At 57.2% G+C, this 15,526-nt stretch carries 13 protein-coding genes and 1 tRNA gene; all 14 read left to right on the top strand.

Annotation, left to right across the window (positions count from 1 at the left end; genetic code table 11):
- Window positions 1-77: EF-Tu C-terminal domain-related protein (locus tag MD273_RS18345; protein ID WP_219435318.1), on the top strand; the 77-nt coding region annotated here is incomplete at its 5' end.
- 44 nt (window positions 78-121) lie between these two features.
- Window positions 122-197 (top strand) — tRNA-Trp (locus MD273_RS18340).
- 33 nt (window positions 198-230) lie between these two features.
- On the top strand, window positions 231-599 hold the full coding sequence (secE, locus tag MD273_RS18335; protein WP_092006915.1) for a preprotein translocase subunit SecE: 369 nt from the start codon (window positions 231-233) through the stop codon (window positions 597-599).
- A 13-nt stretch (window positions 600-612) separates the two neighbouring features.
- A complete protein-coding gene (gene nusG / locus MD273_RS18330; protein ID WP_239039237.1) occupies window positions 613-1,146 on the top strand; it encodes a transcription termination/antitermination protein NusG in 534 nt (177 codons plus the stop codon).
- A gap of 101 nt (window positions 1,147-1,247) precedes the next feature.
- Window positions 1,248-1,679 (top strand): 50S ribosomal protein L11, encoded by a 432-nt coding sequence (gene rplK, locus MD273_RS18325; RefSeq protein ID WP_008940662.1) that lies wholly within the window; start codon window positions 1,248-1,250, stop codon window positions 1,677-1,679.
- 1 nt (window position 1,680) lies between these two features.
- Window positions 1,681-2,379, top strand: coding sequence for a 50S ribosomal protein L1 (rplA, locus tag MD273_RS18320; RefSeq protein ID WP_239039236.1), 699 nt, complete (start codon window positions 1,681-1,683; stop codon window positions 2,377-2,379).
- 223 nt (window positions 2,380-2,602) lie between these two features.
- Window positions 2,603-3,133: a 50S ribosomal protein L10 gene (rplJ, locus tag MD273_RS18315; RefSeq protein WP_092006908.1), complete on the top strand. Its 531-nt coding sequence runs from the start codon at window positions 2,603-2,605 to the stop codon at window positions 3,131-3,133.
- 39 nt (window positions 3,134-3,172) lie between these two features.
- Window positions 3,173-3,550, top strand: a complete 378-nt coding sequence (gene rplL, locus MD273_RS18310; RefSeq protein ID WP_092006906.1) for a 50S ribosomal protein L7/L12 — start codon at window positions 3,173-3,175, stop codon at window positions 3,548-3,550.
- Between the two features lie 241 nt (window positions 3,551-3,791).
- On the top strand, window positions 3,792-7,868 hold the full coding sequence (gene rpoB, locus MD273_RS18305) for a DNA-directed RNA polymerase subunit beta (protein ID WP_239039235.1): 4,077 nt from the start codon (window positions 3,792-3,794) through the stop codon (window positions 7,866-7,868).
- 76 nt (window positions 7,869-7,944) lie between these two features.
- Window positions 7,945-12,159: a DNA-directed RNA polymerase subunit beta' gene (gene rpoC, locus MD273_RS18300; RefSeq protein WP_239039234.1), complete on the top strand. Its 4,215-nt coding sequence runs from the start codon at window positions 7,945-7,947 to the stop codon at window positions 12,157-12,159.
- Window positions 12,160-12,323: 164 nt separating this feature from the next.
- Entirely contained in the window at window positions 12,324-12,698 is a 375-nt protein-coding gene (gene rpsL / locus MD273_RS18295) for a 30S ribosomal protein S12 (protein ID WP_008174844.1), read from the top strand.
- A gap of 115 nt (window positions 12,699-12,813) precedes the next feature.
- Window positions 12,814-13,284 (top strand): 30S ribosomal protein S7, encoded by a 471-nt coding sequence (gene rpsG / locus MD273_RS18290; protein ID WP_239039233.1) that lies wholly within the window; start codon window positions 12,814-12,816, stop codon window positions 13,282-13,284.
- 18 nt (window positions 13,285-13,302) lie between these two features.
- On the top strand, window positions 13,303-15,408 hold the full coding sequence (gene fusA / locus MD273_RS18285) for an elongation factor G (protein ID WP_239039232.1): 2,106 nt from the start codon (window positions 13,303-13,305) through the stop codon (window positions 15,406-15,408).
- 35 nt (window positions 15,409-15,443) lie between these two features.
- Window positions 15,444-15,526: GTP-binding protein (locus MD273_RS18280; protein ID WP_232964855.1), on the top strand; the 83-nt coding region annotated here is incomplete at its 3' end.

Genomic DNA, 15,526 nt, shown 5'->3' with positions numbered 1-15,526 from the left:
AAGATGGCCTGCGCTTCGCGATCCGCGAAGGCGGCCGTACCGTTGGTGCCGGCGTGGTCTCCAAGATCATCGAGTAACCTTCGGGTTACTCGAGTGTAGTTGCACTGAGTTGTTTCGGTGCAGGCCAGTAGCTCAATTGGCAGAGCAGCGGTCTCCAAAACCGCAGGTTGGGGGTTCGATTCCCTCCTGGCCTGCCATTTTTTAACATCCGGATACATAAGCTGATTCCTATGGAGTCAAAAGCCGTTCAGTCAACCAGCCGTTTCGATGCTCTGAAATGGCTGGTTGTTTTTGTTCTGATTGCCGTCGGTGTGGTGGGCAATCAGTATTTCAGTGCCGAATCTCTTCTGTATCGTGTGCTGGCTCTCGTAGGTCTCGGTATTGTCGCGGCCTTTGTGGCCTTGCAGACCGATCGCGGTCGCCGCTTTGCGACGCTGCTTAAAGAGGCTCGGGTCGAAATCCGGAAAGTCGTGTGGCCCACCAGGCCGGAACTTGTCCAGACCACTCTCATCGTTGTGGTTTTTGTGCTGGTTGTTGCGCTGATTTTGTGGGGCATGGATTCGCTGATCAGTTGGCTGGTCGCCGGATTTATTGGTTAAACAGGAGTGGGCAATGGCTAAGCGCTGGTACGTGGTTCATGCGTATTCTGGCTTTGAAAAGCACGTAATGCGCACTCTGAAAGAGCGTGTTGCGCTCAACGGAATGGAAGATAAGTTCGGCGAGATTCTGGTTCCGACCGAAGAAGTCGTCGAAATGCGCGATGGAAAAAAGCGCAAAAGTGAGCGGAAATTCTATCCGGGGTACGTACTCGTCCAGATGGAAATGGACGATGCAACATGGCATCTTGTCAAGAATACCCCGCGGGTCCTTGGCTTTATTGGTGGAACCAAGGATAAGCCGGCTCCGATTACCGAGCGTGAGGCTGAGGCAATTCTTCGTCGCGTTGAGAGCGGCGCCGACAAGCCCAAGCCCAAGACTCTGTTCGAGCCGGGTGAGATTGTTCGCGTCATTGAAGGGCCGTTTGCAGACTTCAATGGTGTCGTGGAAGAAGTCGACTACGATAAGAGTCGAGTCAAGGTGGCTGTTCTGATCTTCGGGCGCTCCACTCCGGTAGAGCTGGAGTTCGGGCAGGTCGAAAAAGACTGATCAGCTGCTGTCAAGCTGAAAGCTCGCGCGCTATGGCGACGCGGGCTTTTTGTGTCTGATAAGGGGAGCCGAAAGGCGTCTGAACCCACAGGAGATTTAACATGGCAAAGAAAATCGAAGCCTATATCAAGCTTCAGGTTGCTGCCGGCCAGGCCAACCCGAGTCCCCCCGTTGGTCCTGCACTGGGTCAGCGCGGCGTAAACATCATGGAATTCTGCAAGGCGTTCAATGCCCAGACCCAGGGCATGGAACCTGGTCTGCCGATTCCGACTGTTATTACTGTTTACAGTGACCGCAGCTTTACCTTCATCACCAAGACCCCGCCCGCTCCGGTTCTGCTGAAGAAAGCAGCTGGCATCAAGAGTGGCTCCGGTCGTCCGAACACCGACAAGGTCGGTACCGTGACCCGCGAGCAGCTCGAAGAAATCGCCAAGACCAAGGAGCCGGATCTGACTGCAGCCGATATGGATGCAGCGGTTCGTACCATTGCTGGAACAGCCCGCAGCATGGGCCTGAACGTGGAGGGCCTCTAAGATGGCAAAGCTGAGCAAGCGTCAGAAGCTTATTCGTGAAAAAGTGGACTCCACCCGTGCCTACTCCGTTGATGAGGCTGTAGCGCTCCTGACCGAGCTGGGCCAGAACGTCAAGTTCAAGGAGTCTGTGGACGTAGCCGTTAACCTGGGCGTTGACGCACGTAAATCCGACCAGGTCGTTCGTAGCAGCACTGTTCTGCCGCACGGTACTGGCAAGAGCGTTCGCGTCGCTGTATTTACCCAGGGCGCCAATGCCGAGAAAGCGACCGCTGCCGGTGCTGATGTTGTCGGTATGGAAGACCTCGCGGAAGAGGTGAAGAAGGGCAACATGGATTTCGATGTGGTCATCGCTACGCCGGACGCTATGCGCGTTGTAGGTCAGCTGGGCCAGATTCTCGGTCCCCGTGGCCTGATGCCTAACCCGAAGGTTGGCACCGTAACTCCGGACGTCGAAACCGCAGTCAAGAACGCCAAGGCTGGTCAGGTGCGTTACCGTACCGACAAGAACGGCATCATCCATGCCCCGCTGGGTAATGTTGAATTCTCTGCCCAGAACATCAAGGAAAACCTTGAAGCTCTGGTGGCAGACCTGAAAAAGGCCAAGCCCGCGTCCTCGAAGGGTGTGTATCTGAAGAAGATCACCATTTCGTCGACCATGGGTCCTGGCCTGACTATCGATCAGAGCGGTCTGAACATCTGATCCTCTGAGCGGTAGTTACTTTGTAGTCTGGGCGGAAGCCAAGGCTGTCAAAGACCGCAGGCCCCCGAGGCGCTTTCGATCTCTTGAGAGCGCCGCAAGGGTTAAAGCAACGCCTGCGCAGACGGTGTGAAGACGTTCTCTCTGAACCCAAACACCGTTAAGGCGCCCGCAAGGGCAATGATGGGTTTGCCGGCAAGAGCCGGCGAAATCGAGGAGAAAACCAGTGGCAATTAGACTCGAAGACAAGAAAGCGATCGTCGCTGAAGTCAACGAGACTGCTGGTACTGCTCTGTCTGTGGTCATGGCTGACTATCGCGGTGTCACCTCTGGTGATATGACCGCGCTTCGTGCCAAGGCTCGTGCCGAAAATGTGCGTCTGAAGGTTGTTCGTAACAACCTGGCCAAGATCGCCATTCGCGGCACCGAGTTCGAGTGCATCGACGAAGCTCTGGTTGGTCCGACCATTCTGGCCTTCTCAATGGAAGATCCCGGCGCCGCAGCGCGTCTGTTGAAGGATTTTGCCAAAGAGAAAGAGGCGTTTGAAATCAAGGGTCTGGCTGTCGGCGGTGAGCTGATGGGCGCGGACCAGATTGATCGCCTCGCCAAGCTGCCGACGCTGCACGAAGCGTTGACCAAGCTGGCCATTGTTACACAGGCACCAGTTACCAAGCTCGCACGCAGCCTGAACGATATTCCGGGACGGATCACGCGTGTAGTAGCTGCAGTCCGCGACCAGAAGCGCGAAGCTGCTTGATTCTGTTGAACACCATTTTTACATTTTTGGGAGAAAGTCATGGCTCTGTCTAAAGACGATATTTTGAATGCAATTGCTGAAATGAGCGTAATGGAAGTTGTTGAGCTCGTTGAAGCTATGGAAGAGAAGTTCGGCGTTTCTGCTGAAGCCGCTGTTGCCGCTGCTCCGGCCGCTGCTGGTGGTGACGCAGGTGCTGCCGAAGAGAAGACCGAATTTGACGTTGTTCTGACCGGCGCCGGTGAGAAGAAAGTGAACGTCATCAAGGCTGTTCGTGAACTGACCGGCCTGGGTCTGAAAGAAGCTAAGGAAATGGTCGACAGCGCGCCTTCCGTTGTTAAGGAAGCTGCTGGCAAAGACGACGCTGAAGAAGCCAAGAAGAAGCTTGAGGAAGCAGGCGCTTCTGTTGAGCTTAAGTAAGAGTCGGCTGTTGATCGACACCGTGCATTAAGCATGGATAGGCTGGTGGCTCAGGGCCACCGGCCTTTTTCTGTTGTATATGCTATAGAGTCTGGTGTGCACTAAAAGGTTGATGTCAGATCTATAACCTACAGCCAGAGTCTTGTTCAAGACGGCGCGATAAGCCGAGCAATTCGGCCCCGAAGCAGAACAATGGTTGCTTCTTGATACCAGGTATCAGGTCTAAAGCTGGGGAATGCAGATGACTTACTCCTACACTGAGAAAAAGCGGATTCGCAAAGACTTTAGTAAATTGCCTTCCGTGATGGACGTCCCCTATTTGCTGTCTATTCAGCTGGATTCGTTCCGGGACTTCCTGCAAATGGAAGCCGCTCCTGAAGACCGCCGGGAAACCGGTCTTCACGCAGCATTCAAATCCGTATTCCCGATTGTCAGTTACTCTGGCAATGCCGCGCTCGAGTACGTGAGCTATCGTATTGGCGAGCCGGTATTTGACGTCAAGGAATGCCAGCTTAGGGGCGTAACCTATGCAGCGCCGCTGCGCGTGAAAGTCCGCCTTATCATTTACGATAAGGAATCGTCCAACAAGGCGATCAAGGACATCAAAGAGCAGGAAGTCTACATGGGCGAAATGCCCCTGATGACCGAGAACGGTACCTTCGTTATCAACGGTACCGAGCGCGTTATTGTTTCCCAGCTCCACCGTTCCCCGGGTGTGTTCTTCGATCACGACAAGGGTAAGACCCATTCTTCGGGCAAGCTGTTGTACTCGGCCCGGGTGATTCCTTACCGTGGGTCCTGGCTGGACTTCGAGTTCGATCCGAAAGACAGTGTGTTTGTTCGTATCGACCGTCGCCGGAAACTCCCTGCGTCTATCCTGCTGCGTGCCCTGGGCTACACCTCTGAGCAGATGCTGGAAATGTTCTTCGACACCAGTAAGTTCTCTCTGGGCGAAGAAACCTGCAAGCTGGAGCTGGTGCCGAGCCGTCTGCGTGGTGACATTGCCACCTTTGACATCAAGGACAATGACGGCAACGTGATTGTCGAGGAAGGTCGTCGGATTACGGCTCGACACATCAAGCAGCTTGAAAAGGCTGGTATCAGCGAGCTGGAGGTTCCGACCGAATACCTCTACGGCCGTGTCCTGGCTAAGGACATGATCGACCAGTCCACCGGCGAGGTGCTGGTGGAATGTAACACCGAGCTGACCGAGGATGTGGTAACCAAAATCCTCGAGGCCGGTGTCAAGGATATCGAAACCCTGTACACCAACGACCTGGATTGCGGTCCGTTCATGTCCGATACCCTGCGTATCGACCCGACCCGCACGCCGCTGGAAGCGTTGGTGGAAATCTACCGCATGATGCGCCCGGGCGAGCCGCCCACCAAGGAATCTGCGGAGAACCTGTTCAACAACCTGTTCTTCTCCGACGAGCGGTACGATCTGTCTGCGGTTGGCCGGATGAAGCTCAACCGTCGTCTGGGCCGCGAAGAGAGCACAGGCGAGGGCACCCTCACGCACGAGGATATTATCGACGTCCTGAAAACCCTGATTGCCATCCGTAATGGCGCGGGTCAGGTGGATGATATCGATAACCTTGGTAACCGCCGTGTTCGCTGTGTCGGTGAAATGGCCGAGAACCAGTTCCGCGTAGGTCTGGTTCGTGTTGAGCGGGCAGTTCGTGAGCGTCTGAGCCTGGCCGAGAGTGAAGGCCTGATGCCGCAGGACCTGATCAATGCCAAGCCGGTAGCGGCAGCAGTCAAGGAGTTCTTCGGTTCCAGCCAGCTGTCCCAGTTCATGGACCAGAACAACCCGCTGTCCGAGGTGACGCACAAGCGCCGGATTTCTGCGTTGGGCCCAGGTGGCCTCACCCGCGAGCGCGCCGGCTTCGAGGTGCGAGACGTTCACCCGACCCACTACGGTCGTGTGTGTCCGATCGAGACGCCGGAAGGCCCGAACATCGGTCTGATCAACTCGCTGGCCACCTACGCCCGCTCCAACTCCTACGGCTTCCTTGAGAGTCCGTACCGGAAAGTCGTTGACGGCGTGGTTACCGACGAGGTGGTGTATCTCTCCGCCATCGAGGAGAGCAACTACGTCATCGCACAGGCGAGTGCCGCAACAGACGAGAACAAGCGACTGACCGATGAGCTGGTGACGGTTCGTCATCTGAACGAATTCACCGTGGCTCCGCCGGAAGCAGTCAACTTCATGGACGTGTCCCCACGCCAGGTTGTATCCGTTGCAGCGTCGCTGATTCCGTTCCTGGAGCACGACGATGCGAACCGGGCCCTGATGGGTGCGAACATGCAGCGTCAGGCGGTGCCGACCCTGAAATCCCAGGTGCCTCTGGTAGGTACCGGTGTTGAGCGGACCGTGGCTCAGGACTCCGGGGTTTGTGTGACGGCCCGTCGTGGCGGTGTCATCGAGAGCGTCGATGCAGCGCGGATTGTTGTCCGGGTCAATGATAAAGAGACCGAGGCCGGTGATGCTGGTGTGGATATCTACAACCTCACCAAGTACACCCGTTCAAACCAGAACACCTGTATCAACCAGCGCTCCATTGTGCGCCAGGGCGATGTGATTGCCCGTGGTGACGTACTGGCGGATGGCCCGTCGGTGGATCTGGGCGAACTGGCTCTGGGTCAGAACATGCGCATCGCGTTCATGCCCTGGAACGGTTACAACTTTGAGGACTCGATCCTCATTTCCGAGAAAGTGGTTCAGGAAGATCGCCTGACCACCATCCACATCCAGGAACTGACCTGTGTGGCTCGGGACACCAAGCTGGGCAGCGAGGAAATCACCGCGGATATCCCGAACGTCGGTGAGAGTGCTCTGTCCAAGCTGGACGAGTCTGGGATTGTCTATATCGGTGCTGAAGTAGGGCCTGGCGACATCCTGGTTGGCAAGGTGACCCCGAAGGGTGAAACCCAGCTGACTCCGGAAGAGAAACTGCTGCGTGCCATCTTCGGTGAGAAGGCGTCCGATGTGAAGGATACCTCCTCCCGTGTGCCGACCGGTACGCGCGGTACGGTTATCGACGTCCAGGTGTTCACCCGCGACGGAATCGAGAAAGACCAGCGCGCGCTTTCCATCGAGAAGGAGCAGCTGGACAAGTACCGTAAAGACCTGAAAGACGAGTACCGCATTGTCGAGGGCGCGACCTTCGAGCGCCTGATGAATGCGCTGAAAGGGCAGGAAGTGATCAGTGGTCCGGGCCTCAAGAAAGGTGCGACCCTGGAAGAAGCTTACCTGGCAGAGCTGCCCCGTGCAGACTGGTTCAAGCTCCGCATGAAGGATGAGAGCCTGAACGAGCTGCTCGAGAAATCCGAGCAGGGTCTTGAGGAGCGCAAGAAAGAGCACGAAGCCCGTTTCGAGGACAAGAAGTCCAAGCTCCAGCAAGGCGATGACCTGGCACCCGGTGTTCTGAAAATCGTCAAGGTTTACCTTGCGATCAAGCGTCGCATTCAGCCGGGCGACAAGATGGCGGGCCGTCACGGGAACAAAGGTGTTATCTCCGCGGTCATGCCCATTGAGGACATGCCGTATGACGAGCACGGAACCACGGTCGATATCGTTCTGAACCCGCTGGGCGTACCTTCGCGGATGAACGTTGGTCAGGTTCTGGAGACGCATCTGGGCGCCGCTGCCAAGGGCCTGGGTGAGAAGATCAGCCGGATGCTGGACGAGCAGCGCAAGATTGCCGAGCTGCGTCAGTTGCTGGACGAGATCTACAATCACTCGGACGAAGTGTTCAAGGTGGATCTGGACTCCCTGAGTGACAAGGAGATCCTGGAGTTGTGCGGCAACCTGCGCAACGGTGTGCCGATGGCAACGCCGGTGTTCGACGGTGCCAAGGAAGCCGAGGTCAAGCGTATGCTGGAACTGGCCGACATGGACACCAGCGGGCAGGTGAACCTGTACGATGGCCGCACCGGTGAGATGTTCGATCGCCCGGTAACCGTCGGCTACATGTATATCCTGAAGCTGAACCACCTGATCGACGACAAGATGCACGCTCGTTCCACCGGTTCCTACAGCCTCGTTACCCAGCAGCCGTTGGGTGGTAAGGCGCAGTTCGGTGGCCAGCGCTTCGGTGAGATGGAAGTGTGGGCTCTCGAGGCCTACGGTGCAGCCTATACGCTGCAGGAGATGCTCACCGTCAAGTCTGATGACGTAAACGGTCGGACCAAGATGTACAAGAACATTGTCGATGGCGATCATCGCATGGAGCCGGGCATGCCCGAATCCTTCAACGTTCTTGTCAAGGAGATCCGCTCGCTGGGTATCGACATCGAGCTGGAATCCGAGTGAGCCGAATTGTTTTTGGCAGCGTGAGCGGGCACCGCGGGTGCCCGCCCGAGATTAACGCCATCCGGAGCTTTTACTGATGAAAGATTTGCTGAATCTTCTCAAGAGCCAGAATCAGAGCAAGGAATTTGACGCCATCCGCATTGGCCTGGCGTCGCCTGACATGATTCGTTCATGGTCCTTCGGCGAAGTGAAAAAGCCTGAGACCATCAATTACCGTACCTTCAAGCCGGAGCGTGACGGTCTTTTCTGTGCCAAGATTTTCGGCCCGATCAAGGACTACGAGTGTCTGTGTGGCAAGTACAAGCGTCTCAAGCATCGCGGTGTTATCTGCGAGAAGTGCGGCGTTGAGGTTGCTCTGGCCAGCGTGCGTCGTGAGCGCATGGGTCACATCGAGCTGGCCAGTCCGGTCGCCCATATCTGGTTCCTGAAGTCACTGCCGTCCCGTATCGGTCTGATGCTGGACATGACCCTGCGTGATATCGAGCGGGTTCTGTATTTTGAATCCTTTATCGTTATCGACCCGGGTATGACTACCCTTGAAAAGGGCCAGCTGCTCAACGATGAGCAGTATTACGAGGCTCTGGAAGAGTTCGGTGACGAGTTCGACGCCCGCATGGGTGCGGAAGCGGTCAAGCAGTTGCTGGAAGATATCGATCTGCAGGAAGAAGTGGATGCGCTGCGGGAAGAGATTCCCCAGACCAACTCCGAAACCAAGATCAAGAAGTTCAGCAAGCGTCTGAAGATCCTTGAGGCCTTCCTGTACTCCGGTAACAAGCCTGGCGACATGGTCATGACCGTGCTGCCGGTTCTGCCGCCGGATCTGCGTCCGCTGGTACCGCTGGATGGTGGTCGCTTTGCCACATCCGACCTGAACGATCTTTACCGTCGCGTGATCAACCGGAACAACCGTCTCAAGCGCCTGCTGGAGCTGAATGCTCCGGACATTATTGTGCGCAACGAGAAGCGGATGCTCCAGGAAGCGGTTGACGCGCTGCTGGACAACGGTCGCCGTGGCCGTGCCATCACCGGCACCAACAAGCGCCCGCTGAAGTCCCTGGCTGACATGATCAAGGGTAAGCAGGGCCGCTTCCGTCAGAACCTGCTGGGTAAGCGTGTCGACTACTCCGGTCGTTCCGTGATCGTGGTTGGTCCGTACCTGCGCCTGCACCAGTGCGGTCTGCCCAAGAAGATGGCACTGGAGCTGTTCAAGCCGTTCATTTTCTCCAAGCTGGAGCACCGCGGCCTGGCGACCACCATCAAGGCCGCCAAGAAGATGGTCGAGCGTGAGGAAGGCGTGGTCTGGGATATCCTGGACGAGGTCATCCGCGAGCACCCGATCATGCTGAACCGGGCACCGACCCTGCACCGTCTCGGTATCCAGGCGTTTGAGCCGGTCCTGATCGAAGGCAAGGCCATTCAGCTGCACCCGCTGGTGTGCGCAGCCTACAACGCCGACTTTGACGGTGACCAGATGGCGGTACACGTGCCGCTGACCCTGGAAGCCCAGCTGGAAGCCCGTGCGTTGATGATGTCTACCAACAACGTACTGTCACCTGCGAACGGTGAGCCGATCATCGTGCCGTCCCAGGACGTGGTTCTGGGCCTGTACTACATGACCCGGGAGCGCGAGAGTGCCCTGGGCGAGGGCATGGTGTTCGCCGATGTGAAAGAAGCGCATCGTGCCTATGGTGCCGGCAAGGTGGATCTGCAGGCCAAGGTAAAGGTCCGGGTCAAGCAGGTTGCCATCGGTGAGGACGGCGAGCGTACCGAGAACTACAGCATCGTCGATACCACCGTTGGCCGTGCCCTGCTGTTCGACATCGTTCCTGATGGCCTGCCGTTCGAGCTGGTCAACAAGCCGATGGTGAAAAAGGCGATTTCCGCGCTGATCAACACCTGCTACCGGGATGCCGGTCTGAAGGACACTGTGATCTTCGCGGACCAGCTGATGTACATGGGTTACCACTACGCAACCCGTTCCGGTATCTCCATTGGCTTCAACGACTTCGAGATTCCGCCCGAGAAGTACGAAATGGTGGATGCGGCCTCTGAAGAGGTGAAGGACATCGAGAACCAGTACGCTTCCGGTCTGCTGACCCAGGGGGAGAAGTACAACAAGGTGATCGACATCTGGTCCCGCGCCAACGACAAGGTCTCCAAGGCCATGATGGAGCGCCTCGCGAAAGAGCAGGTCATCGGCCCTGACGGCCTGCCTGTGAAAGGTGAGGACGGCGAAGACCTGATGCAGGAGTCGTTCAACTCGGTCTACATGATGGCCGATTCCGGCGCGCGGGGTTCCGCAGCCCAGATCCGTCAGCTGGCGGGTATGCGTGGCCTGATGGCCAAGCCGGATGGCTCCATCATCGAGACGCCGATCACGGCGAACTTCCGTGAAGGCCTGAACGTATTGCAGTACTTCATCTCGACCCACGGCGCCCGTAAGGGTCTGGCCGATACCGCTCTGAAAACCGCGAACTCCGGTTACCTGACCCGTCGCCTGGTGGATGTATCCCAGGATCTGGTAGTGACCGAGGAAGACTGTGGTACCGATGACGGCCTGCTGATGACGCCGCACATCGAGGGTGGCGACGTGGTAGTACCGCTGGGCGACCGGGTTCTGGGTCGTGTGACTGCGCGTGACGTGTTCACGCCCACCGACAAGGAAAACGCGGTGGTTCCGGCCGGCACACTGCTGGATGAGAAGACCATCGAGATGATCGAGCGCGCCGGTGTGGACGAGGTCTGGGTACGTTCTGCGATTACCTGTGAGACCCGTTACGGCATCTGTTCCAAGTGTTACGGTCGTGACCTGGCCCGTGGCCATCAGGTCAACGTTGGTGAGGCCGTGGGCGTCATCGCGGCGCAGTCCATTGGTGAGCCGGGCACCCAGCTGACCATGCGGACCTTCCACATCGGTGGTGCCGCGAGCCGGGCATCTGCGGTGGACAACATTCAGGTCAAGCACGGTGGTACGGTCCGCCTGCACAACCTGAAGTCGATTGAGAAGACCGATGGGTCTCTGGTCGTGGTTTCCCGTTCCTCCGCTCTGGCAATTGCCGACGACCAGGGGCGTGAACGCGAGTGGTACAAGTTGCCGTACGGCGCGGTGCTGTCGGTCAAGAATGGTGACGCGGTTGAGGCCGGCGTTGTGGTGGCCAAGTGGGATCCCCACACCCACCCGATCATCGCCGAGGCCGAAGGTGTCGCGAAGTTCGTCAACATGGAGCAGGGCATCACCGTCCGGACCCAGACCGACGAGCTGACCGGCCTGTCTACCATGGAAGTGATCGATCCGAAGGATCGTCCTGCCGCTGGTAAGGATATCCGTCCGGCCATCCAGTTGCTGGATGAGGCGGGTAACGACGTGGAACTGCCGGGCGGTGCAACGGCCATGTACTTCCTGCCCGCCAACGCCCTGGTCACCATGGCCAATGGCGCCAAGGTCGAGCTGGGTGACGTGGTTGCACGGATTCCGCAGGAAAGCTCCAAGACCCGGGACATCACCGGTGGTCTGCCGCGGGTTGCCGACCTGTTCGAGGCGCGCCGTCCGAAGGAGTCCTCCATCCTGGCGGAAATCAGTGGCACCGTTTCCTTCGGCAAGGAAACCAAGGGCAAGAAGCGTCTGGTGATCACGCCGCGGGATGGTGATCCGTACGAGGTTCTGATTCCGAAGCATCGCCAGCTCAACGTGTTCGAAGGTGAAACCGTTGAGAAGGGTGAGGTGATCTCGGACGGTCCGTCCAACCCGCACGACATCCTGCGTCTGCTGGGCGTGGTCGAACTGGCCAAGTACATCACCAACGAAATCCAGGACGTTTACCGTCTCCAGGGTGTTGTCATCAACGATAAGCACATCGAAGTTATCGTTCGCCAGATGCTCCGCAAGGTGGAAATCACCGATCCGGGCGACACCACTCTGCTCTCCGGTGACCAGGTGGAAATCACCCAGGTCCTGGAAGAAAACGAGAAGGCGGATGCCGCAGACAAGGAGCCGGCGAAATTCGAGCGCCTGCTGCTGGGTATCACCAAGGCCTCCCTGGCCACCGAGTCGTTCATTTCCGCGGCTTCGTTCCAGGAGACCACCCGGGTTCTCACCGAAGGTGCGGTCACTGGCAAGCGTGATTACCTGCGCGGCCTGAAGGAAAACGTGGTCGTTGGTCGACTGATACCGGCTGGTACCGGTCTGGCCTATCACAGTGAGCGTCGTCGCAAGCGCGAACTGGAAGAGCAGGGCGTGACTGCGGCGGACGTCGAAGAAGCCCTGAGCGCCGAACTCAACCGAGAAAGCTGAGTTCCGGCGTTGCCACCTCCGGGTAGATACCTACCCGTGAGGTGGTTAAAAAGAGATCAGTCATCTTGACTGACTTGGGGCGCGGGCTTACACTTGCGTCCCTTAATTTTACCCCCTGCCTAGGGGGTAAGTTTCATTGGTATGGTTTTTTGGAGTTTGCTTACATGGCAACGATTAATCAGTTGGTGCGTAAGCCTCGTAAGCGCAAGGTAGCCAAGAGCGACGTTCCCGCGCTCCAGGCCTGTCCTCAGCGCCGTGGTGTGTGCACTCGTGTGTACACCACAACGCCGAAGAAGCCGAACTCAGCACTGCGTAAAGTGTGCCGTGTTCGTCTGACCAACGGCTACGAGGTTTCCTCATACATTGGTGGTGAAGGTCACAACCTTCAGGAGCACAGTGTTGTGCTGATCCGTGGCGGTCGAGTCAAGGACCTTCCGGGTGTGCGCTATCACACTGTTCGCGGTACTTTGGATACCCAGGGTGTTCAGAACCGTAAACAGGGCCGCTCCAAGTACGGTGCAAAACGACCCAAGTCCTGATGTCCCGCACGGGTGTCTTTTATCGTTGCTTGTCAGAACGGTAAGAGTAAGGCTGAGTAGCATTTTGCTATCTCAGGGGTTCCTGAAGACCTTTTAGATATATAAGGGCTTATCGATGCCTAGAAGAAGAGTTGCAGCAAAGCGGGAGATTATTCCCGATCCCAAATTCGGCAGTGCACGGCTTGCCAAGTTCATCAACCACGTGATGGAAAGCGGCAAGAAATCCGTTGCAGAGCGCATTGTTTATGGCGCGCTCGATATCGTCGCCGACAAATCCAAGGAAGAGCCGATCGAGATGTTCGAGAAGGCCCTGGAAAACATCCAGCCGATGGTCGAGGTCAAGTCCCGTCGAGTGGGTGGTGCTACGTACCAGGTGCCTGTAGAAGTACGGCCTTCCCGTCAGAACGCGCTGGCCATGCGCTGGCTCGTAGAATTTTCCCGGAAGCGCGGTGAGAAATCCATGGCGCAACGTCTGGCAGGCGAGATCCTTGACGCGGCAGATAGCAAAGGTGCCGCTGTGAAGAAGCGTGAAGACGTGCACCGCATGGCAGAAGCCAACAAGGCGTTCTCTCACTTCCGTTTCTAATCAGCCGAGGTTTATATCGTGGCACGCAAGACTCCGATCAAGCGATACAGAAACATTGGTATTTGTGCGCACGTTGATGCGGGCAAAACCACTACCACCGAGCGGGTCCTGTTCTACACAGGTATTTCCCACAAAATCGGTGAGGTTCATGATGGCGCCGCTACCATGGACTGGATGGAGCAGGAGCAGGAGCGTGGTATCACCATTACCTCTGCTGCGACCACCACTTTCTGGCAGGGCATGGACAAGCAGTACCCTGAGCACCGGATCAACATCATCGACACCCCGGGACACGTTGACTTTACCATCGAGGTAGAGCGTTCCCTGCGTGTGCTGGATGGTGCCGTTGTGGTGTTCTGTGGTTCCTCCGGTGTTGAGCCGCAGTCCGAGACTGTATGGCGTCAGGCCAACAAGTACGAAGTTCCGCGCATGGTGTTCGTCAACAAGATGGACCGTGCCGGTGCCAACTTCCTGCGCGTCGTTGACCAGATCAAGAATCGTCTGGGCGCCAACTGCGTTCCCATTCAGCTGCCGATCGGCGCTGAGGACGACTTCGCCGGTATCGTGGACCTGATCCGTAACAAGGCCATCTACTGGAATGAAGCCGACGCCGGTGCAACCTACGAGCAGAAGGACGTTCCCGCGGAAATGGCTGACGAAGTTGCGATGTACCGTGAGCAGATGGTTGAGGCCGCTGCCGAGGCGAACGAAGAGCTGATGGACAAGTACCTCGAAGAGGGTGAGCTCTCCATCGAGGAAATCAAGCAAGGTCTGCGTGAGCGCACCCTGGCCAACGAGATTGTGGTTGCCACTTGTGGTTCCGCATTCAAGAACAAGGGTGTTCAGGCGGTTCTGGACGCGGTTATCGAGTTCCTGCCGGCTCCGGATGAGGTTAAGGCCATCCGTGGTGAGGTTGATGACGAAGGTACCGAAGAGACCCGTCCGGTTGACGACGATGCGCCCTTCGCGGCCCTGGCATTCAAGATCGCAACCGACCCGTTCGTGGGTACCCTGACCTTCTTCCGGGTCTACTCCGGCAAGCTGGAGTCCGGTAATGCCGTTTACAACTCCGTAAAAGGCAAGAAGGAGCGTGTCGGCCGTATGGTTCAGATGCACTCCAAGGAACGTCAGGAAATCAAAGAGGTTCTGGCGGGTGATATCGCCGCGGCCATCGGCCTGAAGAGCGTTACCACCGGTGACACTCTGTGCGACGAGAACCACAAGATCGTTCTGGAGCGCATGGAATTCCCTGAGCCGGTAATCTCTGTTGCGGTAGAGCCGAAGTCCAAGGCTGACCAGGAGAAGATGGGCGTGGCCCTCGGCAAACTGGCGCAGGAAGATCCGTCTTTCCGTGTCCAGACCGACGAAGAGTCCGGTCAGACCATCATCTCCGGGATGGGTGAGCTTCACCTGGATATCATCGTTGACCGTATGCGTCGCGAGTTCAAGGTAGAGGCCAACATTGGTAAGCCGCAAGTGGCCTACCGTGAGTGCATCCGCAAGCCGGTCGATGTTGAAGGCAAGTTTGTGCGCCAGTCGGGTGGTCGTGGTCAGTACGGTCACGTCAAGCTGAAGCTGGAGCCGCTGCCGCTGGATGATGAAGATGGCGAAAACTTCATCTTCGTAAACGAGATCGTTGGTGGTGTGGTTCCGAAGGAATACATCCCGGCAGTCCAGCAGGGTATTGAAGAGCAGATGCAGAACGGCTGTCTGGCCGGCTATCCGCTGCTGCGCATCAAGGCGACCCTGTACGATGGTTCCTACCACGACGTAGACTCCAACGAAATGGCCTTCAAGGTCGCCGGCTCCATGGCGATGAAGAAGGGCGCCCTTGAGGCGAATCCTGCTCTTCTTGAGCCGATGATGAAGGTAGAGGTGGTCACCCCTGAAGAATACATGGGTGACGTGGTTGGCGACCTGAACCGTCGCCGCGGCCTCGTGCAAGGTATGGATGAAGGCCCTGCGGGCAAGATCATCCGTGCAGAAGTTCCGTTGTCGGAGATGTTCGGTTACGCCACCGACCTGCGTTCTGCAACACAGGGCCGGGCGTCTTATGCGATGGAGTTTGCAGGTTACTCTGAAGCTCCTTCGAACATTGCCGAAGCGATCATTAAACAGGGTTGATCCCCAGGACTTAAGAAACAGGAAGAGGTGTAACCGTGTCTAAAGAAAAATTTGAGCGTAGTAAACCGCACGTAAACGTGGGTACTATTGGTCACGTTGACCATGGTAAGACCACCCT

The sequence above is a fragment of the Marinobacter sp. C7 genome, assembly GCF_022343555.1.
Classification (GTDB): Bacteria; Pseudomonadota; Gammaproteobacteria; order Pseudomonadales; family Oleiphilaceae; genus Marinobacter.
This window is presented reverse-complemented; position numbering and strand designations above follow the sequence as displayed.